This is a genomic window from Nocardioides sp. Z38_18 (assembly GCF_058215695.1).
Genome location: NZ_JBZAJE010000001.1, coordinates 700,973 through 724,060 on the forward strand (window position 1 = coordinate 700,973; position 23,088 = coordinate 724,060).

Annotated in this window: 22 protein-coding genes; 11 read left to right on the forward strand and 11 right to left on the reverse strand. The window is 73.4% G+C overall.

The window, feature by feature from the left end; genetic code table 11:
- Window positions 1–82: 82 nt before the first annotated feature.
- On the forward strand, window positions 83–847 hold the full coding sequence (locus tag AC4BGC_RS03385) for a MerR family transcriptional regulator (RefSeq protein WP_490546139.1): 765 nt from the start codon (window positions 83–85) through the stop codon (window positions 845–847).
- Window positions 848–853: 6 nt separating this feature from the next.
- Here AC4BGC_RS03385 and AC4BGC_RS03390 read toward each other — a convergent pair whose 3' ends face one another.
- Genes AC4BGC_RS03390 through AC4BGC_RS03400 form a run of 3 tightly spaced genes read right to left on the reverse strand, consistent with a single transcriptional unit; the run spans window position 854 to window position 2,864 of the window.
- The gene (locus tag AC4BGC_RS03390) at window positions 854–1,114 is read right to left on the reverse strand and encodes a PspC domain-containing protein (protein ID WP_490554312.1); all 261 of its coding nucleotides are present in this window, start codon (window positions 1,112–1,114) and stop codon (window positions 854–856) included.
- Window positions 1,111–1,461, reverse strand: a complete 351-nt coding sequence (locus tag AC4BGC_RS03395) for a hypothetical protein (protein ID WP_490554313.1) — start codon at window positions 1,459–1,461, stop codon at window positions 1,111–1,113. Before AC4BGC_RS03395 ends, AC4BGC_RS03390 begins: the two co-directional genes overlap by 4 nt.
- A 56-nt stretch (window positions 1,462–1,517) precedes the next feature.
- The gene (locus AC4BGC_RS03400) at window positions 1,518–2,864 is read right to left on the reverse strand and encodes a PspC domain-containing protein (protein ID WP_490554315.1); all 1,347 of its coding nucleotides are present in this window, start codon (window positions 2,862–2,864) and stop codon (window positions 1,518–1,520) included.
- A 124-nt stretch (window positions 2,865–2,988) separates the two neighbouring features.
- Here AC4BGC_RS03400 and AC4BGC_RS03405 point away from each other — a divergent pair, with 124 nt between their 5' ends.
- Window positions 2,989–4,317 (forward strand): ATP-binding protein, encoded by a 1,329-nt coding sequence (locus AC4BGC_RS03405; RefSeq protein ID WP_490546132.1) that lies wholly within the window; start codon window positions 2,989–2,991, stop codon window positions 4,315–4,317.
- Window positions 4,314–4,973 carry a LuxR C-terminal-related transcriptional regulator gene (locus AC4BGC_RS03410; protein WP_490554316.1) on the forward strand — a complete coding sequence of 220 codons (660 nt, stop codon included), beginning with the start codon at window positions 4,314–4,316 and terminating at the stop codon, window positions 4,971–4,973. Before AC4BGC_RS03405 ends, AC4BGC_RS03410 begins: the two co-directional genes overlap by 4 nt.
- Before the next feature lie 33 nt (window positions 4,974–5,006).
- Here the strand turns inward: AC4BGC_RS03410 and AC4BGC_RS03415 are convergent, their stop codons facing one another.
- The 3 genes from AC4BGC_RS03415 to AC4BGC_RS03425 form a co-directional block, all read right to left on the reverse strand.
- Window positions 5,007–5,999 carry a hypothetical protein gene (locus AC4BGC_RS03415; RefSeq protein ID WP_490554317.1) on the reverse strand — a complete coding sequence of 331 codons (993 nt, stop codon included), beginning with the start codon at window positions 5,997–5,999 and terminating at the stop codon, window positions 5,007–5,009.
- Window positions 6,000–6,023: 24 nt separating this feature from the next.
- Complete coding sequence (locus tag AC4BGC_RS03420; protein ID WP_490554318.1) at window positions 6,024–7,538, reverse strand: spermidine synthase; 1,515 nt, start codon at window positions 7,536–7,538, stop codon at window positions 6,024–6,026.
- An 87-nt stretch (window positions 7,539–7,625) separates the two neighbouring features.
- Window positions 7,626–8,057 (reverse strand): VOC family protein, encoded by a 432-nt coding sequence (locus AC4BGC_RS03425; protein WP_490554319.1) that lies wholly within the window; start codon window positions 8,055–8,057, stop codon window positions 7,626–7,628.
- 103 nt (window positions 8,058–8,160) lie between these two features.
- Between AC4BGC_RS03425 and AC4BGC_RS03430 the strand changes: the two genes are divergently transcribed.
- Window positions 8,161–9,174, forward strand: a complete 1,014-nt coding sequence (locus tag AC4BGC_RS03430) for a helix-turn-helix transcriptional regulator (protein ID WP_490554320.1) — start codon at window positions 8,161–8,163, stop codon at window positions 9,172–9,174.
- Between the two features lie 72 nt (window positions 9,175–9,246).
- Here the strand turns inward: AC4BGC_RS03430 and AC4BGC_RS03435 are convergent, their stop codons facing one another.
- The 3 genes from AC4BGC_RS03435 to AC4BGC_RS03445 are packed head-to-tail and all read right to left on the reverse strand — an operon-like array spanning window position 9,247 to window position 15,642.
- Window positions 9,247–10,032 carry an Fpg/Nei family DNA glycosylase gene (locus AC4BGC_RS03435; RefSeq protein ID WP_490554321.1) on the reverse strand — a complete coding sequence of 262 codons (786 nt, stop codon included), beginning with the start codon at window positions 10,030–10,032 and terminating at the stop codon, window positions 9,247–9,249.
- Window positions 10,032–14,693, reverse strand: a complete 4,662-nt coding sequence (locus tag AC4BGC_RS03440; RefSeq protein ID WP_490554322.1) for an Lhr family helicase — start codon at window positions 14,691–14,693, stop codon at window positions 10,032–10,034. The genes AC4BGC_RS03435 and AC4BGC_RS03440 overlap by 1 nt, the downstream gene beginning before the upstream one ends.
- Before the next feature lie 52 nt (window positions 14,694–14,745).
- Window positions 14,746–15,642, reverse strand: a complete 897-nt coding sequence (locus tag AC4BGC_RS03445) for a sterol desaturase family protein (RefSeq protein ID WP_490554323.1) — start codon at window positions 15,640–15,642, stop codon at window positions 14,746–14,748.
- 48 nt (window positions 15,643–15,690) lie between these two features.
- Between AC4BGC_RS03445 and AC4BGC_RS03450 the strand changes: the two genes are divergently transcribed.
- Both AC4BGC_RS03450 and AC4BGC_RS03455 read left to right on the forward strand, forming a co-directional pair.
- Window positions 15,691–16,560, forward strand: coding sequence for an S-methyl-5'-thioadenosine phosphorylase (locus AC4BGC_RS03450; protein ID WP_490554324.1), 870 nt, complete (start codon window positions 15,691–15,693; stop codon window positions 16,558–16,560).
- Entirely contained in the window at window positions 16,557–17,609 is a 1,053-nt protein-coding gene (locus tag AC4BGC_RS03455) for an NAD-dependent epimerase/dehydratase family protein (RefSeq protein ID WP_490554325.1), read from the forward strand. Before AC4BGC_RS03450 ends, AC4BGC_RS03455 begins: the two co-directional genes overlap by 4 nt.
- 12 nt (window positions 17,610–17,621) lie before the next feature.
- On the opposite strand, the gene AC4BGC_RS03460 is transcribed toward AC4BGC_RS03455, so the two are convergent.
- A complete protein-coding gene (locus AC4BGC_RS03460) occupies window positions 17,622–18,977 on the reverse strand; it encodes a hypothetical protein (RefSeq protein ID WP_490554327.1) in 1,356 nt (451 codons plus the stop codon).
- Between the two features lie 81 nt (window positions 18,978–19,058).
- Between AC4BGC_RS03460 and AC4BGC_RS03465 the strand changes: the two genes are divergently transcribed.
- The 5 genes from AC4BGC_RS03465 to AC4BGC_RS03485 are packed head-to-tail and all read left to right on the forward strand — an operon-like array spanning window position 19,059 to window position 22,639.
- Window positions 19,059–19,721, forward strand: coding sequence for a glycosyltransferase family 2 protein (locus tag AC4BGC_RS03465; protein WP_490554328.1), 663 nt, complete (start codon window positions 19,059–19,061; stop codon window positions 19,719–19,721).
- Window positions 19,718–20,371, forward strand: a complete 654-nt coding sequence (locus AC4BGC_RS03470) for a TIGR04282 family arsenosugar biosynthesis glycosyltransferase (protein ID WP_490554330.1) — start codon at window positions 19,718–19,720, stop codon at window positions 20,369–20,371. Before AC4BGC_RS03465 ends, AC4BGC_RS03470 begins: the two co-directional genes overlap by 4 nt.
- A complete protein-coding gene (locus AC4BGC_RS03475; RefSeq protein ID WP_490554331.1) occupies window positions 20,368–21,045 on the forward strand; it encodes a class I SAM-dependent DNA methyltransferase in 678 nt (225 codons plus the stop codon). Before AC4BGC_RS03470 ends, AC4BGC_RS03475 begins: the two co-directional genes overlap by 4 nt.
- On the forward strand, window positions 21,042–22,208 hold the full coding sequence (locus AC4BGC_RS03480; RefSeq protein ID WP_490554332.1) for a molybdopterin-dependent oxidoreductase: 1,167 nt from the start codon (window positions 21,042–21,044) through the stop codon (window positions 22,206–22,208). The genes AC4BGC_RS03475 and AC4BGC_RS03480 overlap by 4 nt, the downstream gene beginning before the upstream one ends.
- Complete coding sequence (locus tag AC4BGC_RS03485) at window positions 22,205–22,639, forward strand: hypothetical protein (protein ID WP_490554334.1); 435 nt, start codon at window positions 22,205–22,207, stop codon at window positions 22,637–22,639. Before AC4BGC_RS03480 ends, AC4BGC_RS03485 begins: the two co-directional genes overlap by 4 nt.
- Here AC4BGC_RS03485 and AC4BGC_RS03490 read toward each other — a convergent pair.
- Complete coding sequence (locus tag AC4BGC_RS03490; RefSeq protein WP_490546103.1) at window positions 22,625–22,981, reverse strand: hypothetical protein; 357 nt, start codon at window positions 22,979–22,981, stop codon at window positions 22,625–22,627. The two genes, AC4BGC_RS03485 and AC4BGC_RS03490, sit on opposite strands and share 15 nt — an antisense overlap.
- Between the last annotated feature and the right edge of the window lie 107 nt (window positions 22,982–23,088).

Below are 23,088 nucleotides of genomic sequence, written 5' to 3' on the forward strand. Positions count from 1 at the left end.
CTTCAAGGCCGACGCGGCTGCACCCGCCTGCCAATGAGACGCGGAGGCGGCACTGTGCCAGTAGGACTGTTACGGTCGAGGGGTGTCGGACGAGCCAGGGTCACCCGCAGTTGGACCCGGGGCCGGAGCCGGGCCCGGGGAGCAGCTCTACACCGTGGACGAGCTCGCCGCAGCCAGCGGGATGACGGTGCGCACCACCCGCTACTACGCGGGCCTAGGGCTGTTGCCACCGCCGGCGCGCCGCGGGCGGATGGCGTACTACACCCCGGCGCACCGCGCCCGCCTCGACCTGATCCGGGCCCTGCAGGACCACGGCTTCACCCTGGCCGCGATCGAGAAGTACCTCGCCCGGGTCCCGGCCGACGCCTCCGTGGAGGACCTCACCCTGCAGCGTGCGCTGCTCACCTCGTGGAGCGCGGGGCCGCGGGAGTCGGTGACCCGGCGCGAGCTGGAGAGCCGCGCCGGGCGCACCCTCGACGACGAGGACATCGACCGGCTGGTGAGGATCTACGCGGTCCGCGTCGACGGCGACCGCTACGAGCCGCTGCCGTCCTTCGACTCCGCGCTGAAGCTGGTCGAGCTCGACATCCCGGTCGACTCCGTGGAGGAGGCCGCCGAGGCGATCACCCGGCACATGGACGCGCTGGCCGACGAGCTCACCCACATCCTGCGCACGCGGGTCCTCGCCCCGTTCCGGGGCCAGCCGCACAGCGAGGCCGACAAGGCCGCGTTCGAGCAGAAGGTCTCGCAGCTGCGCCAGCTCACGCTCGAGGCGGTCGTCGGCGGCTTCCAGCGGGCCTCCAACCAGGTGATCACCCGGTCGCTCTCGGACTCCTCGCGGGACTGAGGCGTCTCACTGCTTGGGGATGATCGCCCACAGCACGACGTAGACCAGCGGGCCCACCGGGAACGTGAACACCATCGCGAGGACCGCGAGCACGCGGACGACGGTGGCGTCGATCCCGACGTACTCCGCGATGCCGCCGCAGACCCCGCTCACCGGGGAGTCCACCGAGCTGCGGGTGAGCCGCTTGACCGGCCGCGGCGGCGGCGGGGGCTGCACGGGCGGCTGCCCGGGGGGCTGCATGTAGGGATCGTTCGGCTGGTCGGTCATCGGAGCTCCTCGGTGTCGTCGGACGGCACGGGCTGGTCGTACTCATCGTGGTCGTACCCGTAACGACCTGCTTCCTCGCCCTCGGAAGAGAGCCCAGTAAAGGGCTCGGTAAAGGGCTCGGCAAGGGTGGCGTCGCGGTTGCGGCTGCGGCTGCCGGCGAGGCTGGCGCCGAGCCCGATGACGCCGGCGGCGACGAGCACGGCGGGGCCCAGGATGGTCAGGGACTCGCCTCGCAGCACCCCGCTGGTACCCAGGGACCAGATGACGACGAGGCCGAGGAAGAGCAGGGCGAAGACGAGGTGGGGGATCTTGACGCGGCGCTCAGCGGGGGGCTGGGGGGCGGACATTGGTGCTCCTTGAAGTCGGGGGACGTGTCGGGGACGGGCGTGTGGTCACCGGGGGATCACTCCTGCTGGACGTCGATGCCGGCTGCGCGGGCGTCGATGTCCAGGGTGATCGTGGGAGCCGTCGGATCGGTCGATCCGGTGAGCGTCCGGGTGAGTGACTGCTCGAAGCCCCCGCGACTGCTGCTGCCGATGGTGATGTTCCCGACGAAGCGCAGGTCGGCGTCGACGATCGCGTTCAGGCCGCGGGGGAGGACCACCGTGATGTCGCCGGCGTTGAGGCCGACCTCGATGGTGCGGCCGTCCAGGGCCGCGAGGTCGCGGACGCCGGTGAGGTCGAGGTCGATCGAGCCGTTGGGGACCCGGTAGCTGTCCTGGACCGCCTGGGCGCTGGTCGGCTGGGCGCGCATCGATTCACCGCTGGTCTCCCAGTCGGTGGTGGCCTCGATGGTGCTCGCCACGCCCAGGGCGAGGCTGGTCATCAGTCCCAGGGCGATCAGGCCGCCGGGCCGGCCCACGAAGGCGCCGACCAGGAGCATCACGCCCGTCACGGCCAGGGCGAGGGCGAAGTACGCCGAGGGGCTCACCGTCGCCGAGACGTCGAAGATGCCCAGGGTGCCCAGGGCGATCGCGATCAGCGCCAGCGTGGGCCAGAACAGCACCATCCCGGTGCGCCGTGGCCGGGGCGGGAGCGGCGGCAGGTAAGCCGGCGGCGGGCCCTGGGCCGGGTGCTGCGGGGGGTTCTGCGGCGGCATCCAACCCGCCTCGGTGCCGGGCGCGTGGATCGGGCGGGTCTCCTCGACGGGCGCGCTCTGGGTGGACGACATGGTGGTGCCTCTCGGGTCGGGGGTCGGGGCGGGGGATGTGGGGACGCTGCCCCAGGGGGCCGGCGGGACGCGGTCGGCCCGGCGGCGGCCGCGGGTGGCGAACAGGGCCACGGCGACCAGGGCGAGTGCGACCAGGGGGAACGGGAAGTTCGTGCCCCAGTTGTCGCCGATGAACGGGGTGCCGAGGACGGCCGCGAGGGCCACCACCCCGACCACGAGCAGGACCACCCGGCGTACGTCGGGAGGCAGGTCGACGGTGGCCTGCTGCTGTCCATCCTCGGGAAGGACGAGCCAGGCCACGGCGTAGAACAGGACACCTGCCCCGCCGAAGAAGGTGAGCACCCCGAGGACCACGCGGATCACGGTGGGGTCGACGTCGAGGTAGCGGCCCAGTCCGCCCGCGACACCTGCGATGTAGCGGTCGCTGGTGCTGCGGCGCAGGCGGTCGATGTCGCGCAGCTGCTCGGCGGTGACGCGGGGACCGCCGTGCTGCCCGGACTCCTCGGATCCCAGAGAGTTGTCCGGGGAGTCACCCGGCGAGGTGCCGGAGGGGTCGGTGGTGGCGCCGTACTGGTTCATGTCATCCATCGTGGCGGTGCCTGGCGAGCGGCACCATCGGGGACGACCCTGAAACCCCGGCGCACCGGCTCAGGGGTCATACCTGATGTGGCTCGGGGGTGCGCGGTGACACGATGACCTGGAAATGAGCCGCCCCCTGCCCCCTCCACTGCCCGCCGGCCCAGGCCCGGTGCCGCCCGGCGCCGCCCCGGACGGGCCCCGGCGCGCGTTCCGCTCCACCGACGACCGCTGGATCGGCGGTGTCGCATCGGGCCTCGCGGAGCACCTCGGGCTGCCGGTGCTGTGGGTGCGGATGGCCATGCTGGCCCTGGTCGCGTTCGGCGGCTTCGGTGTGGTGCTCTACGGCGCCCTGTGGATGTTCCTGCCCGCCCAACGCCACACCGAGTCGCGCTCACCCGGCCTGGACGCCGCCACCCGGCAGGGCCGACGCGGCGCGCGACCGCAGCAACGGCTGGCCGACTACGGGCCGCTGGTCGCGGTCGGCGCCATCGCGATCGGGATCCTGATCGCCCTCGCCATGGTCACCGGCCAGACCCTGGCCCAGGGGCCGCTGCTGCTCGCGGGCTGCGGGGTGGCGCTGCTCTGGCACCAGGCCGACGAGGCCCAGCAGGGCCGGTGGCGCAACCCCGGGGGCCGGCTGGGTCCCGTGGGAGCGCTCGTGGGCGAGGGCGGCTGGCGGTCCTACCTGCGCATCGGCGTCGGCCTGCTCCTGCTGATCGCCGCCGTCACCTTGTTCTCGCTGCGCTCGGGCAACCTCACCGTCGCGCTCAACGTCGGGCTGGCCGCCGCCTTCGGGATCGTGGGGCTCGGGTTCATGGTCGGGCCGTGGCTGCTGCGGCTCTCCTCGGACCTCAGCGAGGAGCGCGAGGCCCGGGTCAGGTCCCAGGAGCGCGCGGACGTGGCCGCGCACCTGCACGACTCGGTGCTGCAGACCCTGGCGCTGATCCAGCGCTCCGCCGGTGATCCCGCGACGGTCTCCCGCCTCGCCCGCGCGCAGGAGCGAGACCTCCGCTCGTGGCTCTTTGACCCCGACACCGCCGGGCCGGCCACGTTCGCCGACGCGCTCAGGGGCGTGGCTGCGGAGGTGGAGGACAGTCTCGGCGTACCGGTCGAGGTGGTCTGCGTGGGCGACGCGACCCTCGCCGAGGGTGACCGTCCGCTGGTGCTCGCCACCCGGGAGGCGATCGCGAACGCGGCGCTGCACTCCGGGGCCGGCGCCGTCGACGTGTACGGCGAGGCCACCCCGGCCGGCGTCGAGGTGTTCGTCCGCGACCGCGGAACCGGCTTCGACCCGGCGCAGGTCGCCCCCGACCGTCAGGGCGTGCGCAGCAGCATCATCGGCCGGATGGAGCGCCACGGCGGCACCGCGTCGGTGCGCAGCGTGCCGGGTTCCGGCACCGAGGTCCGCCTGTCCATGCCGCACGGCCAACGCAACAAGGAGTCCAGCCCATGAGCCTGCACACCGTCGTCATCGTCGACGACCACGCGATGTTCCGTACCGGGGTCCGGGCCGAGCTCGGCTCGGCCGTGGACGTGGTGGGGGAGGCGGCCGACGTCGACGAGGCGGTCGCCGCCGTCCTCGCGCACCAGCCCGAGGTGGTGCTGCTCGACGTGCACCTGCCCGGCGGTGGCGGGGCCGAGGTGATGCGCCGGGTGGCCGCCTCCCCGCGGCGGGAGACCCAGGGCCCACCGACCCAGTTCCTGGCGCTGTCGGTCTCCGACGCGGCCGAGGACGTGATCGGGACCATCCGGGCCGGGGCTCGCGGCTACGTCACCAAGACGATCACCGGCCCCGAGCTGGTGGCGGCCATCGACCGGGTGGCCTCGGGCGACGCGGTGTTCTCCCCGCGCCTGGCCGGCTTCGTGCTGGACGCGTTCGCCGGGACCGTCGAGGTGGCAGCGGTCGACGAGGACCTCGACCGGCTCACCGAGCGCGAGCGCGAGGTGATGCGGCTGATCGCGCGCGGCTACTCCTACCGGGAGGTGGGGGCCGAGCTGTTCATCTCGATCAAGACCGTGGAGACCCACATGTCCTCGGTGCTGCGCAAGCTGCAGCTCTCCTCGCGTCACGAGCTGACCCGCTGGGCATCGGACCGCAGGCTGCTCTGAGGGCAGGAGCGCCGGACACTGCCGAGGCGCCGCTCAGGTCGGGGGGACCGCCGGCAGCAGGCTGGCCCACAGTGGACGCCAGGCGGGGATGCGCTGGTGCATCTCCCAGGCGAGGTCCTCCAGCGTGGGGGCCGCTTCGCCGGCGTGCAGCCGGTACCACGCGGGCCAGCTGTCGAAGGCGCGCTGGAAGCGCACGTTGACCCCGTCGCTGGAGGTGACCCGGGCGAAGAGCCAGGCGCCGGACTCCTCGTTGGCCTCGTCGCGGTGGAGGGTCGCGAGCACGTTGGTCAGGCTCCGCCGGGCCGGCTCGGTGAGCGGGGTGTTCCGCGGGGCGGGGAGCAGCTGCTCACGGCGCGCCATCACGGCGTACTCGAAGGGGATGGGGGGTGTGTTGACGCGCAGCCACCGCACCAGGGCCGGTGGCCGCTGGACCACGGGCCGTTCGCGCTCGGCGGCATCGTGCATCTGGTCGTGAACCTGGGCGCGCAACCGGGCGCTCACCGCTCCCGTGGTCGCGGCGGCCGGGGCGGCTCCGGTGGCGAGCAGCACCACGTCGACCGCCCCCGTGAGGTCCTCGCCGTTGATCCAGGTGGAGAGCGTCTGGGGGTCGGTGCGCCCCTCACGAACCGCGGTCACTGCCCGCGGGTCGACGGTGAGCAGCGGACGGATCAGGTGCGGGGCGCCCTCGTCGGTGCCCGGAGAGCTGGTGTCCCACTCCCCGTGGGCGTGCCAGCCGACGAAGGAGGGGTGGTCCTCCAGGGTCGCCTCGGTCACCGCCCACTCAGGGGCGAGCTGCCGAGGGTCCGGCGCGGTGCTCGGCGCCACGCGGGACCGGCCCCACAGCGAGAAGCGGGTGCCGCGCACTCGCTGCATCCGCAGCCACTCACCGGAGTCGAGCTCGAGGCACAAGGTGCCCTGCCGGGCGTCATACCAGCACCGGTCGTCGCCCGCAGCGCGGTGCGAGGCCGCGAGCACGACCCAGGACCACCACAGCTCCTCGGGGTCGGGCAGGGCGTCTGGCAGCATCGAGCCATTGTGAACCGCGGAGGGCTACTCGGCCACCTTCGCGAGCGAGGCGTCGATCAGCCACTCCACCGGGGCGCGGTCGTCGGTGTAGACCTTGCCGCCGCGCAGGCCGGGCTCGAGGCGGTCAGCGGCCTCGTCGGCCACCGCCCGCACCTCTGCCGGCATCTCGGCGTTGCGCAGGTTGACCCTGGGGTCGAAGTCGCCCTTGGTGGCCAGCAGCACGGTGTTGGTCTCGTCCACCGGGTCGCGCCAGACGCGGCCCTCGCCGAAGACCGAGCGCATCGTGGCGGTGAGCACCTTCTCCAGGTCGTCGTTGCCGGGCACGTGACCCACGTTGACCGAGACGGTGCCGCCGGGGGAGAGCCGGTCCAGCGCGACCTCGAAGAACTCCTTGGTGGTCAGGTAGAACGGGATGTAGGGCTGTCGGTAGGCGTCGACCAGGATTGAGTCGAACTTGTCCTCGCGCGACTGCAGCCAGGGACGGGCGTCGGCGGTGTGCGTGGTGATGTTCTCGCCGGTGTAGTCGAAGAGCTCCTGGCCGACCTTGGTCACCTCCGGGTCCAGCTCGACGGCGTCGATCTTCATGTCGGGGAAGTAGTGGGTCAGCCCGCGGGCCACCGTGCCGGCAGCGCTGCCGAGGTTGACGATGTGCTCGGGCTCGCGCTCACCGGCGAACGACAGGGTGAGCATCGAGTCCCAGTACCCGCCCATGAGGTACTCGCCCGGGCGGTAGACCGAGTGCACGGCCTGGCCCTCGTTGAGCTCCAGGACGCGATCGCCGTCAGCGTCCTCGATGACCCGCGCGTACTGGTACTCCGTGTCCTTCTCCCAGATCACCTTGCCGCCGCTGGTCACGGTCTTGGTGGACCCCACCGGCAGGGCGATCAGCACGGCGATCACGGCGGCCACCGCGGCGCCGACGACCCACTTGCGGCCGAACGCGGGGATCACCGAGATCGCCAACATCAGCGCGAAGATCAGGAACGTGCGGCGGCTGCCGACCAGCGGGATCAGCAGCAGCGAGGCGCCGAAGGTGCCGGCGAGCGAGCCGAGCGTGCCGATCGCGTAGAGCCGGCCGGCGACCCGGCCGGCGTCCTCGACGATGTCCACCTTCAGCCGCACGGCGTACGGCGAGACGATGCCGAGCAGCAGCACGGGCACCGCGATCATCACGCCCACGCCGACCAGCGACCCGACGAACAGCCCACCGGACAGGTCGGCGAACGCCTTGGTCGACAGGCGCAGGAACGGGCCGGCGACGAACGGCACCAGCGCGAGCAGCGCCGCGGCCGCGAGCACCCAGCGCGCCATCCCCGCCATCGTGGGGTTGCGGTCGGCCAGCCGGCCGCCGATCGCGTAGCCGATCGAGAGCGCCACCAGAACCGTGGCGATCGTGTTGGCCCACACGATGGTGCTGTCCCCGAACCACGGCGCCAGCAGCCGGGCCGCCGCGATCTCGGCCCCCAGGCTGGACATGCCGACAGCGAAGACAACGAGCTCGAGCAGGTAGCGGGGACGATCCCGTACAGGTGCAGTCACGCCGGAAACATATAGGGACCCCCAAGAACGGCCCATGGGCGGTCATCGGGAGGGGTGCTGCGGCGTACGTGGCAGGCGACGCAGAGCTCAACCGCTGTAGGGCGGGAGGACGTCGAGGACCCAGGTCACCCCGAATCGGTCGGTGGCCATGCCGTAGAGCGGAGCCCAGCCGGCGGGGCCGAGCGGGATCACGGTGGTGGTGCCGGCGGACACGGCGGTCAGCCTCTCCCAGTAGCCACTGATCTCCTCGGTGTCGCTGCCACGGACCGAGACGAAGTACGGCGCGATGCCGGACTCCAGCGGCCGGGTGGCGGGCACGTCGTACGCCATCACGTGGAAGCCGTCCGGGGAGGCGACCTGGCCCCACATCACCTGGTCGGCCTCGGTCTCGTCGGTGACGCTGTGGGCGTCGCGGTAGGTGACGGCGGTGACCTCGCCGCCGAAGACCGAGCGATAGAACTCGAGCGCTTCGCGTGCGGTCCCGCGCAGGTTGACATGGGTGACGGTGGTGATGGACATGGTTCTCCTCTGTTCTGTGGACAGACGTCGGCCGGCGGCCGCTCGCCCAGTCTCGAACAGATAGAGGACAGGAAGTGTCCTCTACTCGGGCATGATGGAGCGCATGCCCACCACTTCCGGCCGCCTGCTGACACTGCTGTCCTTGTTGCAGTCGCGCCGGGACTGGCCGGGAGAGGTGCTGGCGCAACGCCTGGCCGTGAGCCCGCGGACCGTACGCCGCGACATCGACCGGCTGCGCGAGCTCGGATACCGCATCGCCACGTTCAAGGGCCCCGACGGCGGCTACCGCCTGGACGCCGGTACCGACCTTCCGCCGCTGCTCTTCGACGACGACCAGGCGGTCGCCCTGGCCGTGGCCCTCCAGGTCGCCGCCGGGAACGGGCTCGGCCTCGCGCCGTCGGTGGGCGAGGCGGCGGTGCGCGCCCTCACCACCGTCCGGCAGGTGCTGCCGTCGCGGCTGCGCCACCGACTCGACCGGATGTCCGTGACCGTGGTGGAACGATCGGGGACGGGGCAGACCGAGGTCGCACCCGACCTGCTCCGTTCCCTCGGTGCGGCAGTCCACGCCCGCGAGGTGCTGCGCCTTGACTACGCGAGCGAGCACGGAGACGGCTTCGAGAACGGTCCCGGGCGCGACCCGGTTGCGCCGCGCAAGGTCGAGCCCCACGAGCTGGTCCTTCGGGGCGGCCGCTGGTACCTCCTCGCCTGGGACCTCGACCGGGGCGACTGGCGCACCCTCCGGGCCGACCGGATCACTCCCCGCATCCCGGCTGGACCCCGGTTCACACGCCGGGAGCTCCCCGGTGGCGACGCCGCCGCGTTCGTCGCGGGGCGGTTCCGCGGCTCCGAGGGTGCTGGCGGGTGGCCGTGCACAGGGGAGGTGGTGCTCGACCTTCCCCTGGACGAGGTGCGTCCCTTCGCCGGCGACGGGATCGCCGAGCCGGTGGGGCCCAGCCGGACCAGGTTGGTCCAGGGGTCGTGGTCCTGGCCGGCGCTGGCCGCCTCCTTGTGCCGGTTCGACGCCGACGTCGAGGTGGTCGGGCCTCCGGAGCTCAGCGAGGCGTTCGCTGTTCTGGCGCGACGAGCCGGCCGAGCAGGCGGCGTACGTCCTGCCTGACGCGGCGACCTCACCCGCCGAATTGCCTCTTCACACACGGCGTGAGGTGTGTGAAGAGGCAGTACGGGTTCATCACCTGGGAAACCGGACCTGGCAGCGAGGGCACCAGTAGGTGGGGCGCTCCTGGCCGGGGGGACCCTGGTCGGCCTTGGCGATCCGGGTGCCGCAGCGCAGGCAGGGGCCCCGGCGGCCGTAGACCCACAGCTGGTAGCCGCGGCGGGTGTCGGCGGTGGTGATCCGGGTGGGGCGGTCCTTGTTCACCTCGAGGAGCTGCTTGGCCTTGGCGACCATCGCGGGGAGGTCGGGGACCTCGCCGACGGGGGTGAGCGGGTCGACGCGGCCGATGAAGCAGAGCTCGGACTTGAACACGTTGCCGACCCCGGCGAGGTTGCGCTGCTCCAGCAGGGCGTCGCCGATGGGGACCTCCGGTCGGGACAGGAGCCGGGCCAGTGCCTCGTCGGGGTCCCAGTCGGGGCCGAGCAGGTCGGGGCCGAGGTGCCCGACCAGGGTCTCCTCCTGGTCGGTGCGGACGAGGTCGAGCACCACCTGGAAGCCGACCGCCTCGGTGGTCGCCGTGCGCAGCACGACCCGGGCGGTGTGCCAGGGCTTGTTCCACCTGGTGCCGACCGGGTGCACCGACCAGCTGCCCTCCATCTTCAGGTGGGTGTGCAGCGTCGCGCCGGTGTCGAAGCGGGTGAGCAGGTGCTTGCCGCGTGCGACGGTGCCCAGCACGGAGGCGCCGGCGAGGTCGCTGGTCGCGAGCGAGGGGATCCGGAAGTCGCTGGCGACCAGGGTCTGCCCGGTCAGCGCCCGGTCCAGCCTGCGGGCCGTGCGGTGCACGGTGTCGCCCTCGGGCACTAGCTCACCCCCTGCCGCAGGCGCAGCCCCCTCGGGGTGGCCACGAACCCGGCGGACTCCATCGCGCGCCGGAGCACCTCGGAGTCCTCGCCCAGGATGCTGGTGCCGTCGGCCTTCTCCACGGTGAGCCGGCCGAGCGCGCCCTCGCGCACGACGCGGCCCAGGGCGTCGATGCCGGTCGCGAGGCAGTTCTCGTCGTCGGTGAAGGTGAGCAGCGTCTTGCCGCCGCGCTCCACGTAGAGCACGAGCTCCCCGTCGACGAGCGCGACGATGGCGCCGGCCTTGCGACCGGGACGGTGGCCGGTGCCGTCGGACCCGGTCGAGGTGGGCCACGGCAGGGCCGCGCCGTAGGGGTTCGCCGGGTCCGTCGCTGCCAGGGCGACCGCGACCTGGTCGCCCTCACCGCGGCCCTGCGGCACCGGCTGCTGGAAGGTGCGCAACCGGTCGACGGCCCCCGAGGTGCCGAACTGGGCGGCCCCGAGGCCCTCGATGAAGTAGCCGCGCCGGCAGCGCCCGGTCTCCTCGAACGCGGCCAGCACGCGGTACGTCGCGGCGAACCCGCCCGGCGTGCGCTCGCTGACCACCGCTCCACGGGTGACCACGCCGTGCCGCTCGAGCAGGCTCTCGGCCGTGGCGTGCGCGCGCTTGGTCGGGTCCTTCTCCCGCTCCGGGAGCAGGAACCAGCGCCCGGCCACGTCGGGGGGCGACCCGCGCAGTGCCGCCCCGGTCAACCGCGGCCGGGCGCTGCGCACGCGCGTCGGTCCCCGCTTGACGCGGTGCGCGCTGCGTCCGGTGCGGGTCAGGGCGCGCAGCGGAGCCAGGGTGTCGTTGCCCACGCGGCCGGACCAGGCGAGGTCCCACAGGGCCGCCGAGAGGGCCTTGTCGTCGCGCGTCCCCGCGGAGGTGGCGAGCTGGCGGAAGAAGTAGGCGCCGCCACCGGCCAGTGCGTCGAGCACCGCCTGGTGGTCGACGGAGAGCTCCAGCTCGCCGTGCTCGGGCAAGGTGAGGGGTGCCGTGTCGGCCAGGTGCAGCGAGACCCACCCGTCGGAGCCGGGCAGCCCCCCGTGGCCGGCCCAGAGGACCTCACCGCCCGCGGTGAGCTCGTCGAGCATGGCGGGCGCGTAGTCCCCGACCCGGCAGGGGAGCACGAGGGTCTCCAGCGCCGAGGCGGGTACGGCGCACCCGGCGAGCTGCTCGACCACGGTGAGGACCCCGTCCACGCCGCGGAGACGGGCTCGCGCCCCACTGCCGGAGGGAGTCACGTTCTGCCACGCCGGCAGGAACCGTCCCAGGGCCACCGGCTCGACCGGCTCGACCTCGTGCCGCAGCCGGGCGAGCGAGCGCCGGCGCAGCGAGCGCAGCACCTCGGCGTCGCACCACTCCGAGCCCGATCCCTGCGGCCGGAACTCACCCTCGAGGACACGGCCCTGGGCCCCGAGCCGGGACAGGGTCTGCTGCACCACGGCGACGCCGAGCCCGAGCCGGTCGGCGACCTCCGCGGCCAGGAACGGCCCGTGGGTGCGGGCGTAGCGACCCACGAGGTCCCCGAGCGGGTCCTCGACCGGCTCGGTGAACACGTCCGGGACGCCGGGAGGCACGGGCACGCCCAGCCCGTCGCGGAGCCGGGCGACGTCCTCGACCACCGCCCAGCGCTCGATGCCGCTCATCAAGACCGGCACGACCCGGCGCGAGTCGGTGAGCAGCGCGAGCCAGCCGGGGACCTCGTCGGGGCTGACGCACCGCGCCTGGACCTCCTCGGCCGACAGCGGACCCAGTAGCCGCAGCAGGTCCGCGATCCCCTCGCTGTCGCGCACCCGCCGGTCCTCGGCCAGCCGCTGCAGCTCGGACTCCACCTCGGCGAGCACGTCGGGGTCGAGCAGTTCGCGCAGCTCGGCGCGGCCGAGCAGCTCGGCGAGCAGGCCCTGGTCGAGGGTCAGGGCGGCGGCGCGGCGCTCGGCGATGGGGGAGTCGCCCTCGTACATGAACGCCGCGACGTAGCCGAACAGCAGCGACTGCGCGAACGGGGACGGCCGCTGGGTGCTCACGTCGAGCAGGCGGAGCCGCCGCTCGGAGATCCTGCGGTGCAGCGCCACCAGGGCGGGGAGGTCGTAGACGTCCTGGAGGACCTCGCGCACCGTCTCCAGGATGATCGGGAACGAGGGGTAGCGCGCCGCCACCTCGAGCAGCTGCGCCGACCGCTGCCGCTGCTGCCACAGCGGAGCCCGGCGGCCGGGGTCGCGGCGGGGTAGCAGCAGTGCGCGCGCGGCGCACTCCCGGAACCGCGACGCGAACAGCGCGGATCCGCCCACCTCGGTGGTGACGATCTGCTCGAGCTCGTCGGGCTCGAAGGCGATCAGCTCGGCGCCCGGCGGGTCCTGGTCGGTCTCGGGGATCCGCAGCACGATGCCGTCGTCGGTGGCCATCGCCTGGGCGTCCACGCCGTAGCGCTCGCGCAGCCGGGCGTTGATCGCCAGCGCCCACGGCGAGTGCACCGGGGTGCCGAAGGGGGAGTGCACCACGATCCGCCAGTCGCCGAGCTCGTCGCGGAACCGCTCGACCACCAGCTGCTGGTCGTTGGGCACTGCCTGGGTCGCCTCGCGCTGCTCCTCGACGAGCCCGACCAGGTTGCGCGCCGCCCACTCGTCGAGCCCGGCGCCGGTGGCCCGGGCGATGGCCTGGTCGTGGGTCATCGCCGCGATCTCGCGGGTGAACTTCCCGATCGCGGCGCCGAGCTCCGCGGGCCGTCCGAGGGTGTCGCCGGTCCAGAACGGCAGCCGGCCGGGCTGGCCGGGGGCCGGCGAGACCAGGACGCGGTCGTGGGTGATGTCCTCGATCCGCCAGCTGGTGGTGCCGAGGGTGAACACGTCCCCGACGCGGGACTCGTAGACCATCTCCTCGTCGAGCTCGCCCACCCGGGATTGCTTCTCGCCGACGAGGAACACCCCGAACAGGCCACGGTCGGGGATGGTGCCGCCGCTGGTGACCGCGAGCCGCTGGGCCCCCGGGCGCCCGGTGAGCTCGCCGGAGACGCGGTCCCAGACCAGCCGGGGCCGCAGCTCTGCGAACTCGTCGCTGGGGTAGCGGCCGGCGAGCAGGTCGAGCGTGGCGTCGTAGGCGCTGCGGGGCAGGGTGGCGAAGGGTGCCGAGCGGCGTACGACGTCGAAGAGCGCCTCGGCGTTCCACGCGTCCATCGAGGTGGCCGCCACGACGTGCTGGGCGAGGACATCGAGGGGGCTGGCCGGCACGTGCAGCGCCTCGATGCCGCCGGTGCGCATCCGTTCGACCGTGACCGCCGAGGGGACCAGGTCGCCGCGGTGCTTGGGGAACAGCACGCCGCGGGAGACCTCCCCGACCTGGTGACCGGCGCGCCCGACCCGCTGCAGCGCGCTGGCCACCGACGGCGGTGACTCGATCTGGATGACCAGGTCGACCGCACCCATGTCGATGCCCAGCTCGAGGCTGCTGGTCGCGACCACGCAGGGCAGCCGGCCCCGCTTGAGGTCGTCCTCGATCACGGATCGCTGCTCCTTGGAGACCGAACCGTGATGGGCTCTGGCAACCACGGGGGCGGCTCCTTCGGCGGTGCCGCTCTGCCCGGCCATCTCCGAGGGGAGTCTCGACTGACCGCTCACTTCGTTCGCTGCTCGACCGCCGGGTGGGCCGCTCAGTTCGTTCGCTGCTCGACCGCCGGGTGGGCCGCTCAGTTCGTTCGCTGCTCGACCGCCGGGTGGGCCGCTCACTTCGGTCGCGGATCCCTCAGCCAGCGCCAGCCGCTCCCCGGCCAGCTCGTTCAGTCTCGCGGTGAGGCGCTCGGCGAGACGGCGGGAGTTGGCGAACACGATGGTGGAGCGGTGCTGCTCGATCAGGTCGAGGACGCGGCTCTCCACGTGGGGCCACATCGAACCAGCGCGGGGACCGTCGTCGCCCTCCTCGCCGAGCTCGGTCATGTCCTCGACCGGGACCACGACCTTGAGGTCCCACTCCTTCTCCGAGGGCGGCGAGACCACCTCCACCGGCGCGGAGCCGCCGAGGAAGCGCGCGACCTCGTCGACGGGTCGCACCGTGGCGGAGAGGCCGATCCGCTGGGCCGGCCGGTCCAGCAGCTCGTCGAGCCGCTCCAGGGAGAGCGCGAGGTGGGCGCCCCGCTTGGTCCCGGCGACCGCGTGCACCTCGTCGATGATCACGGTGTCCACCCCGGCCAGGGACTCCCGGGCGCGCGAGGTGAGCATCAGGAACAGCGACTCGGGGGTGGTGATCAAGATGTCGGGCGGGGTGCTCTGGATCCGGCGCCGCTCCTGGGGCGTGGTGTCCCCGGAGCGCACCCCGACCCGGATCTCGGGCACCGCGGTGCCGAGCCGCTCGGCCGTCTGGCGGATCCCGACCAGCGGCGCCCGCAGGTTGCGCTCCACGTCCACGGCAAGCGCCTTGAGCGGGGAGACGTAGAGCACCCGGCAGCGCTTGGTCTTCTCCGGCACCGGCTGGGTGGCGAGCTGGTCGATGGACCACAGGAACGCCGAGAGGGTCTTGCCCGAGCCAGTCGGGGCCACCACCAGGGCGTGCCGGCCGGCCGCGATCGCGTCCCAGGCACCCACCTGGGCCGGCGTGGGCTCGGCGAACGCAGCGGCGAACCACGTGCGCGTGGCCTCACTGAACTGGTGCACCGCAACATCCTGCCCGACGGCACCGACAGGTCCGGGCCGGTGGGAGGGGACCTCAGTCGGTCCCGGGCGCGGGCGGCCGCCAGCCGGGCGGGCCGAACAGGTGGCCCAACAGGGTGCGGAGGTCGGGCGCACGGCGTACGTCGCGGGCGATCGCGGCGTACTCGTGGGTCTGCAGCCGGACGATGTTGTGGGTGCCCACCGGCTGGGTCAGGCCGTACGTCGGGCGGTGCAGCTCGGGCTGGAAGCTCCCGAACATCCGGTCCCAGACGATCAGGATGCCGCCGTAGTTCCTGTCGAGGTACTCCGGGTCCGAGCCGTGGTGCACCCGGTGGTGCGAGGGGGTGTTGAAGACCAGCTCGATCGGCCGCCACAGCTTGTCGACCCGCTCGGTGTGCACGAAGAACTGGTAGACGAGGCTGATCGAGAACCCGGTGAACACCATCCACGGCGGCACCCCGAGCAGGGGCAGCGGCAGCCACATCACGATCTCGGCGGAGTTGTTCCACTTCTGTCGCAGGGCGGTGGCGAAGTTGAAGTACTCGCTGGAGTGGTGCGCCTGGTGGGTCGCCCAGACGATCCGGACCCGGTGGGCGAGGCGGTGGGCGGCGTAGAACAGCAGGTCCACGCCCACGATCGCGATCACCCAGGTCGTCCAGTGGCGCGGGTCGAGCTGCCAGGGCGCGACGTAGGCGAACAGCGCGGCGTACCCGACCAGTGCCCCGAGCTTCCAGGCGGTCATCGTCAGGATCGAGACCAGGCCCATCGAGATGCTCGCGAGGGCGTCGCGGCGCTCGTAGGCACCCCTGCCGGGGCGGGACTCGTGCTCCTCCAGGACCACGGCCGCGGTCGACTCCAGCGCCAGCATCACCAGGAACACCGGGATGGCCAGCGCCACCGGGTCCTGCAACGGCTCGGGAACGGCGTTCCAGAGGTCGGCGAGCATCTGCATGGGCGGACGATAGAGGACCCACGGCCGGGGCGCTGGCAGACTGCCTGCATGACGGACCTCCCCGGCGCCGAGCACCCGCGCGTCGCCGTGATCGGCGGCAGCGGCTTCTATGAGTTCCTCGACGACCCGCGCGAGGTGTTCGTGTCCACCCCCTACGGCGAGCCCTCGGCGCCGATCTCCGTCGGCGAGGTCGGGGGTACGCCGGTGGCGTTCCTGCCGCGGCACGGCAAGGGTCACCGGTACCCGCCGCACCTGATCCCCTACCAGGCGAACATCTGGGCCCTGCGCAGCCTCGGGGTGCAGCAGGTGCTCGCCCCCTGCGCGGTGGGCGGCCTGCAGCCGGAGACCCAGCCGGGAACGCTGGTGGTGCCCGACCAGGTGGTGGACCGCACCTACGGCCGGACGCAGACCTTCATCGACTCCGGGGCGGTGCACGCGCCGTTCGCGGATCCCTACTGCCCCGACCTGCGCGCGGCGCTCCTCGGCGCCGCAGGCGAGGGGACGATCGACGGCGGGACGATGGTCGTGATCGAGGGGCCGCGGTTCTCCACCCGCGCCGAGTCGCAGAGCTATGCGCAGGCCGGCTGGACCGTGGTGAACATGACCGGTCACCCCGAGGCGGTCCTCGCCCGCGAGCTCGGCCTCTGCTACGCCACGATCGCCCTGGTCACCGACCTCGACGCCGGCGTCAGCGCCGAGGACTCGGTCGACCAGGCACAGGTCTTCGCGCTGTTCGAGAAGCACATCGGCCGGCTCAAGGAGCTGCTGGCGCAGGTGGTCGCGGGGCTGAGGCCCGAAGGTGGTCGAGCCCAGTCCGATGGTGGTCGAGCCCAGTCGAGACCCTGTGGCTGCGCCGACTGGCACGCCGACGTGACCCTGCCCTTCGTGCTCCCCGGGCCGAGCACGGCGCCCGCGTGAAGGTCCTGCTGACCGGCGCCGCCGGTTTCATCGGGACCCAGATCGCCGAGCAGCTCGCCGCCCGCGGCGACGAGGTCGTCCGGGTGGACGCGCTGATCCCCGAGGCCCACGGACCCCACCGCTACGCCGACCCGGACCTGCACCTGCTCGACGTGCGCGCCGCCGACCAGTGGGCCGACCTGCTCGACGGTGTCGACGTGGTCTGCCACCAGGCGGCGATGGTCGGGGCGGGCGTCACGGTGGCCGACCTCCCGTCGTACGCCGGGCACAACGACCTGGGCACCGCCGTGCTCCTCGCCGCGATGCACACCCGCGGCGTGGACGCACTCGTGCTGGCCAGCTCGATGGTCGTCTACGGCGAGGGCCGCTACGCATGCGCGGAGCACGGCGAGCAGGCCCCGCCGGCTCGCAGCCGCACCGCCCTGGAAAGCGGCGACTTCGAGAACCACTGCCCCCGCTGCGCAGGGCCGCTGCAGTGGGAGCTGGTGCCCGAGGGCGCGCGGCTGGACCCGCGCAGCAGCTATGCCGCGAGCAAGCTGGCCCAGGAGCACTACGCGCTGGCGTGGGCCCGGCAGGCGCCGGGTCGGGCGATCGGGCTGAGGTACCACAACGTCTACGGTCCCGGGATGCCGCGCGACACCCCGTACTCCGGGGTGGCGGCGATCTTCCGCTCCTCCCTGGAGGCAGGGAGGGCACCGCGGGTCTTCGAGGACGGGGGCCAGATGCGCGACTTCGTGCACGTCCACGACGTCGCCCGCGCCAACGTGCTGGCGATCGACGCCGTCTCGGACCGTCCCGCCGAGTCGTGGTCGGCGTACAACGTCTGCTCGGGCTCGCCGGTGCCGATCCTGCGGGTCGCCGAGCTCCTCTCGCAGGCCGCCGGCGGGCCGGTCCCCGAGGTGACCGGGGACTACCGCGTCGGCGACGTGCGCCACGTCGTGGCCTCGCCGGCACTGGCGACCTCGGAGCTCGGGTTCACCGCGCAGATCCCTCCCGAGCGCGGCGTCGCGGCGTTCGCGACGGCTCCACTGCGTGACTCCGTGCGCTGAGCACGCCGAGGCTCACCAGCCCGTGAACAGCAGGTGCTGGACCACCAGCGCCGACACCACCTGGACCGCGACCCCGGCCCGGCGCCAACGTCCGGGCAGCAGCGCGCAGGAGACCAGCAGCCACGGCACGAACGGCAGCCAGATCCGTTCCACCTCGGCCTTGCTCATCTGGGAGAGGTCGGCGACGAGCACCATCGCCAAGCCCGCACCGACCAGCCACCTCGCTGCCCGGGCCGCGTCCGCGCCGACCTCGAGGTCACGCGCCCGCTGCCACAGCGTGGTCAGTCCGGCGCCGATCATCGGCCCGGCGCAGAACACCAGGGCGGCGAGGTTGCCCCACATCCAGTACTCCTTGGGGCGGTTGCGGGCCACCCCGTCCCAGTAGCGCTCCTGGAGCACCGGCAGCGCCTCCCACCACCGGAACCCGAGCGCGGCGTAGGTCAGCACCACGGCCAGCGCCGCGAGGACTGCCCACGGCAGCGGCCGCCAGTTGCGGGCGACCACCAGCACCGCGACGGCAAGCAGCCCGAGCAGGGGGAGCCCGTAGGAGAGCATCACGGCGTACCCCAGGAGCAGCCCCGCGACCACGGCCCAGACGACGGACCACACCGGGCTACGGCGTACGGCGGCCGCGGCCAGCGCGGTGATGCCCCACGCGGCGACGGCGGCGAACATGGCGTCCGCGCTCACCGCCTGCCAGATCGCCGCCGGCCCGAGGACCAGGAACGGCGCGGCCCGGCGGGCGACCGGCTCCGCGCCCAGCAGCCGCAGGGTGACCAGCACCGCCACGGCGGTGGAGGCCGCGACCAGGACGACGACGACCCCCGCCTGCATCCCGCTGCCGAGGCCGATCCGGTCCAGCAGCACGAAGAAGCTCAGCGCCCCCGGCGGGTGGCCGGCGATGTGCACCGGCCAGTTCGCGTTCGCGATGTCGTCCGGGAGGCCGTCGTAGGGGATCCGGGAGACGTACTCGCGCAGCGTGGCTGGGAGGTCGTCGGTGGCGCGCGCGGTCCGCATGTACTCGTACTCGTCGTCGAGGATCGTGCCGATCCCCAGCTTCGCGCCGTCGACGAGCGCGAGGGCGAACAGCCAGGCCACCCCCGCGGCGTACGTCGAGAGGAGCAGCGCGCGCCAGGACAGCCGCTGGGCCAGGCCCACGGAGAACCACGCCCCGAGCCCGCCGAGGAGCACCGCGGGGAGGGTGCCGATCCCGATCCGCGGGTCCCATTCCGCGTGCAGCGGCGGGAAGGACCGGACATGGACGTCCCAGTCGGCCACCGCGGGAAGGGCCATCGCCAATCCGGCGAGCCCCACGGCGACGAACAACCCGATGAAGGGCGCTGCACGCGGGCGTCCGGAGAGTCTCATGGGCCCCCCACAGTAGGAGTTCACATCCGTTTCTCGACCGAAGCGACACCTCCCGGCCCCGGCGGGTCCCCCGGTGGTGGGATGGCGGCGACCAGGTGCGAGGTGGTGATCCCCTGCCGCGACGAGGCACCCGCGCTGCCGGACCTGCTGGCCAGGCTGCCCGAGGGCTTCCACGCGATCGTGGTGGACAACGGTTCCCGCGACGCCACCGCCGACGTCGCCCGGCGCCTCGGCGCCACCGTGGTCAGCGAGCCCCGTGCCGGCTACGGCGCGGCCGTGCACGCAGGCCTGGAGGCGGCCACGGCGCAGTACGTCGCGGTGATGGACGGCGACGGCTCGATGGACCCCACCGAGCTGGTGCCGCTGCTCGAGGACGTGAGTTCCGGGCGTGGCGACCTCGCCGTGGGCCGCCGCCGGCCCAGCGCCCGGGGGGTGTGGCCCTGGCACGCCCGCGCCGGGAACGCGGTGGTGCTGTGGTGGCTGCGACGCCGGATCGGGATGACGCTGCACGACATCGCCCCGATGCGGGTCGCCCGCCGGGCGGACCTCCTGGCCCTCGGCGTGGAGGACCGGCGCTTCGGGTACCCGGTCGAGCTGCTCCAACGCGCGACGGCGGCCCGGTGGCGCCTGGTCGAGCGCGACATCGGCTACCACCCGCGAGCCGCCGGGACGAGGTCCAAGGTCTCGGGCTCGATGATCGGCACGATCCGCGCGGCCCGCGACTTCGCCCGGGTGCTCTCGTGAGACCGGCGGTCGTCCTGGTCGTGGCGAAGTCGCCGGTCCCGGGCCGGGTGAAGACCAGGCTGGGTCGCGAGGTGGGGATGCGTCGCGCCGCCGACCTGGCCGCGGCCGCCCTGCTCGATACGGTGGCGGCCTGCGCGGCGGCGTACGGCCCGGCCCGCTGTCACCTGTCGCTCGACGGCGTCCTCGCCCACGGTGAGCGCGCCGACGAGCTGCTGGAGGCGACCGCCGCGTGGACGGTGCACCCCCAGCGCGGGCTGGACTTCGCCGACCGGCTGGTCCACGCCCACGAGGACGCCGCGGCGTTCTCCGGGGCACCGGTCGTGCAGGTCGGGATGGATACCCCGCACCTGCCGGCGCAGGCCCTGGTCGAGGCCGCAGGGCTCCTGACCACGCGGGACTCCGCGGTGCTCGGCCCGGCGTACGACGGCGGCTGGTGGCTCGTCGGAGTCGGGGGACCGCACCTGCTCGCCCACCTGCGCGAAGTGCCGATGTCCACGCCCGCGACCGGGGAGCTGACCCGTGCGGCGCTGGTCCGTGCCGGCGCCGTGGTCAGCGACGTGGCCCCCCTGCGCGACGTCGACGAGGTGGCCGACGCGGAGCTCGTCGCCGCGGCCGCTCCCGGGACCCGGTTCGCGAGGAGCTGGCGATGAGCACGGCCGAGTTCGCCGGCGCCTTCGACGACCGGGTCCGCGAGTCACTGCACGGGTCCTTCACCGAGCTCTTCAGCGACGCGCTGCGCGGGGTCCCGGTCTCGGTGCGCGGGCTCGGCGCCGAGGACCAGCCGATGCCGATGGGGGAGTGGCTGCGACCGGCCAGCCACTCCGACCGGCTGCTGCTCGACCACTGCCGGGGCGCCACCCTCGACGTGGGCTGCGGCCCGGGACGGATGAGCGCGCACCTCGCCCTGCACGGACACCTCGTGCTCGGGGTCGACGTGGTGCAGGAGGCCGTCGAGCAGACCCGTCGACGAGGGGTGCCCGCCCTGCGCCGCAACGTCTTCGACCCGGTGCCCGGCGAGGGGTCCTGGGACACGGTGCTGCTCGCCGACGGCAACATCGGCATCGGCGGCGCCCCGGGCGCGCTGCTCGCCCGCGCCGCCGAGCTGGTGGAGGACGGAGGCCGGGTGGTGTGCGACCTCGACGAGCCCGGGACCGGGCTCCGGGTCCACGCCGCCCGACTGGTCTCGCACCGGCGGAGGTCGCCCACCTTCCCCTGGGCCCGCGTCGGTCCGGACGCGATCGGCGCGCTCGCGGCGGAGGCCGGCCTGCGCGTGGAGCACCTCGGGGAGAGTCGCCGGCGCTGCTTCGCGGTCCTGACCCGATGAGACGCCTCCCGGTCCCCACCGAGGCGTCGTTCACCTCGCCGCTGCGCGACGCCACGCTCACGGCGAGGATCGGCTCGTGGGTCGGCGTCGCCTTCGCGATCTGCTTCGCCACCGGCATGGTCAGCCACTGGTACTACCTCGACGACGTGCCGATCCTCCCGCCGGTCCGTCCCGTCTGGGGCTACCGGGTCACCCAGGGCCTGCACGTCCTCGCGGGCACCGCGGCGGTGCCGCTGCTGCTGGTCAAGCTCTGGAGCGTCTACCCGCGGCTGTTCGCCACGATCCCGTTCGGCAACCTGCGTGCGCTTCTCCTCGCCGCAGCCGAGAAGGTCTCGATCGCCGTGCTCGTCGCGGCGTCGATCTTCCAGCTCGCCACCGGCCTGGCCAACTCCGCGCAGTGGTACCCGTGGGCGTTCTCCTTCCGGCCGACCCACTACGCCGTCGCGTGGATCGCCATCGGTGCGCTGGTGGTGCACGTCGCGGTCAAGCTCCCGGTGATCAGGAGGGCGTACGCCGAACCGCTGACCGGGCCCGCATCCGCGACCGGAGCCGAACCCCTCGAGGCCGTCGGCCCAGACCGCCGGGCCGTCCTGCGCACCGCGCTGCTGTCCTCGGGGGTCGCGGTGCTCGCCGTCGCCGGCGGGACGGTGCCGTTCCTGCGCAAGGTCTCCGTGCTCGCCGTACGCACCGGAGAGGGGCCCCAGGGTGTGCCGATCAACCGGTCGGCGGTCGCGGCGGGGGTCACCACGGCCGTCACCGGTGACGCGTTCCGGCTCACCGTGGCCGACGGCGACCGGGAGGTGGTGCTGAGCCGCTCGGACCTCGAGACGATGACCCAGCGCACCCACCGGCTGCCGATCGCCTGCGTCGAAGGCTGGAGCGCCAGCGGCCGCTGGACCGGCGTACGCCTCGGGGACCTGCTCGCACTTGTCGACGCACCCCGCGACGCCGCCGTACGCGTGCGCTCGATGCAGCGCCGGGGGGCGTTCGCGGTGACCGAGATCCCCGCCCCGTTCGCCCACGACCCGCTGACCCTGCTCGCGCTGCGGCTCAACGGCGAGGAGCTCTCCCTCGACCACGGCTTCCCGTGCCGCCTGATCGCCCCCAACCGGCCCGGCGTCTTCCAGACCAAGTGGGTCACGCGGCTGGAGGTGCGCAGATGAGGGTGGCCCGCCTGCTCCTCGGCGCGATCGGGACCCTGGCCGCGGGCTACGGCGTGCTCCGCCTGCTCCAGCTCGACCGTCCCGACCTGGTGGACGCGGCGGCCTGGCTCGCCGGCGGCGTGATCCTGCACGACGCGGTCCTCGCCCCGCTGACCGTCGCTGTGGGTGTGCTGCTGGGCCGGGTGCTGCCCACGCGGCTGCGGACCGCCGCGCTGGTCGTGCTGGTGGTGCTGGGGACCGTCACCGTCAGCGCGATCCCCGTGCTCGGCAGCTTCGGGGCGCGCCCCGACAACCCCACGCTCCTGGACCGTGACTACGTGGGCGGCTGGCTGGTGCTGGTGGTCCTTGTCGCGGTGGGCGTGCTGGCCGGGGTGGCAGCCGGCCTCTGGCGGGTCCGGGGCCGGGGAGGGCCCGGGTCAGCTGATCACTGAGGTGATCAGCAGGCCGACGGCGCCGATCGCGATGCCACCGCTGCTGAGCAGGATGGGAGTGCGCGAGGCCTCCCCGTCCTCGGAGCGGGACCGCGAGGGCACCAGCGTCATGATCGCAGCGACCACGCTGAGCAGCCCGGCGATCGATCCGGTCACGGTGGCGATGCTCGGGCCGGCGGAGTCCATGCTGGACTCGCCGCCGACGGTGTAGCAGACCGCGGAGGTCAGGGCCGCGACCACGATCGCCGGCCAGGGCGCGCGGCTGCTGGCGCGCGCCAGCAGGGCCGCAGAGACCCCCAGGACCACGGCCAGTGCGAACAGCAGGATCGAGCCCAAGGACATGGGGAGCCTTCTTGTCATCGCCGCCCGGGGTGGGTCGGCGTGCCTACGTTTACACGATTCGTGCCAGTCGCGTCGCATCGTGGTCTCGACGCCGGTCCGGGAGAGGG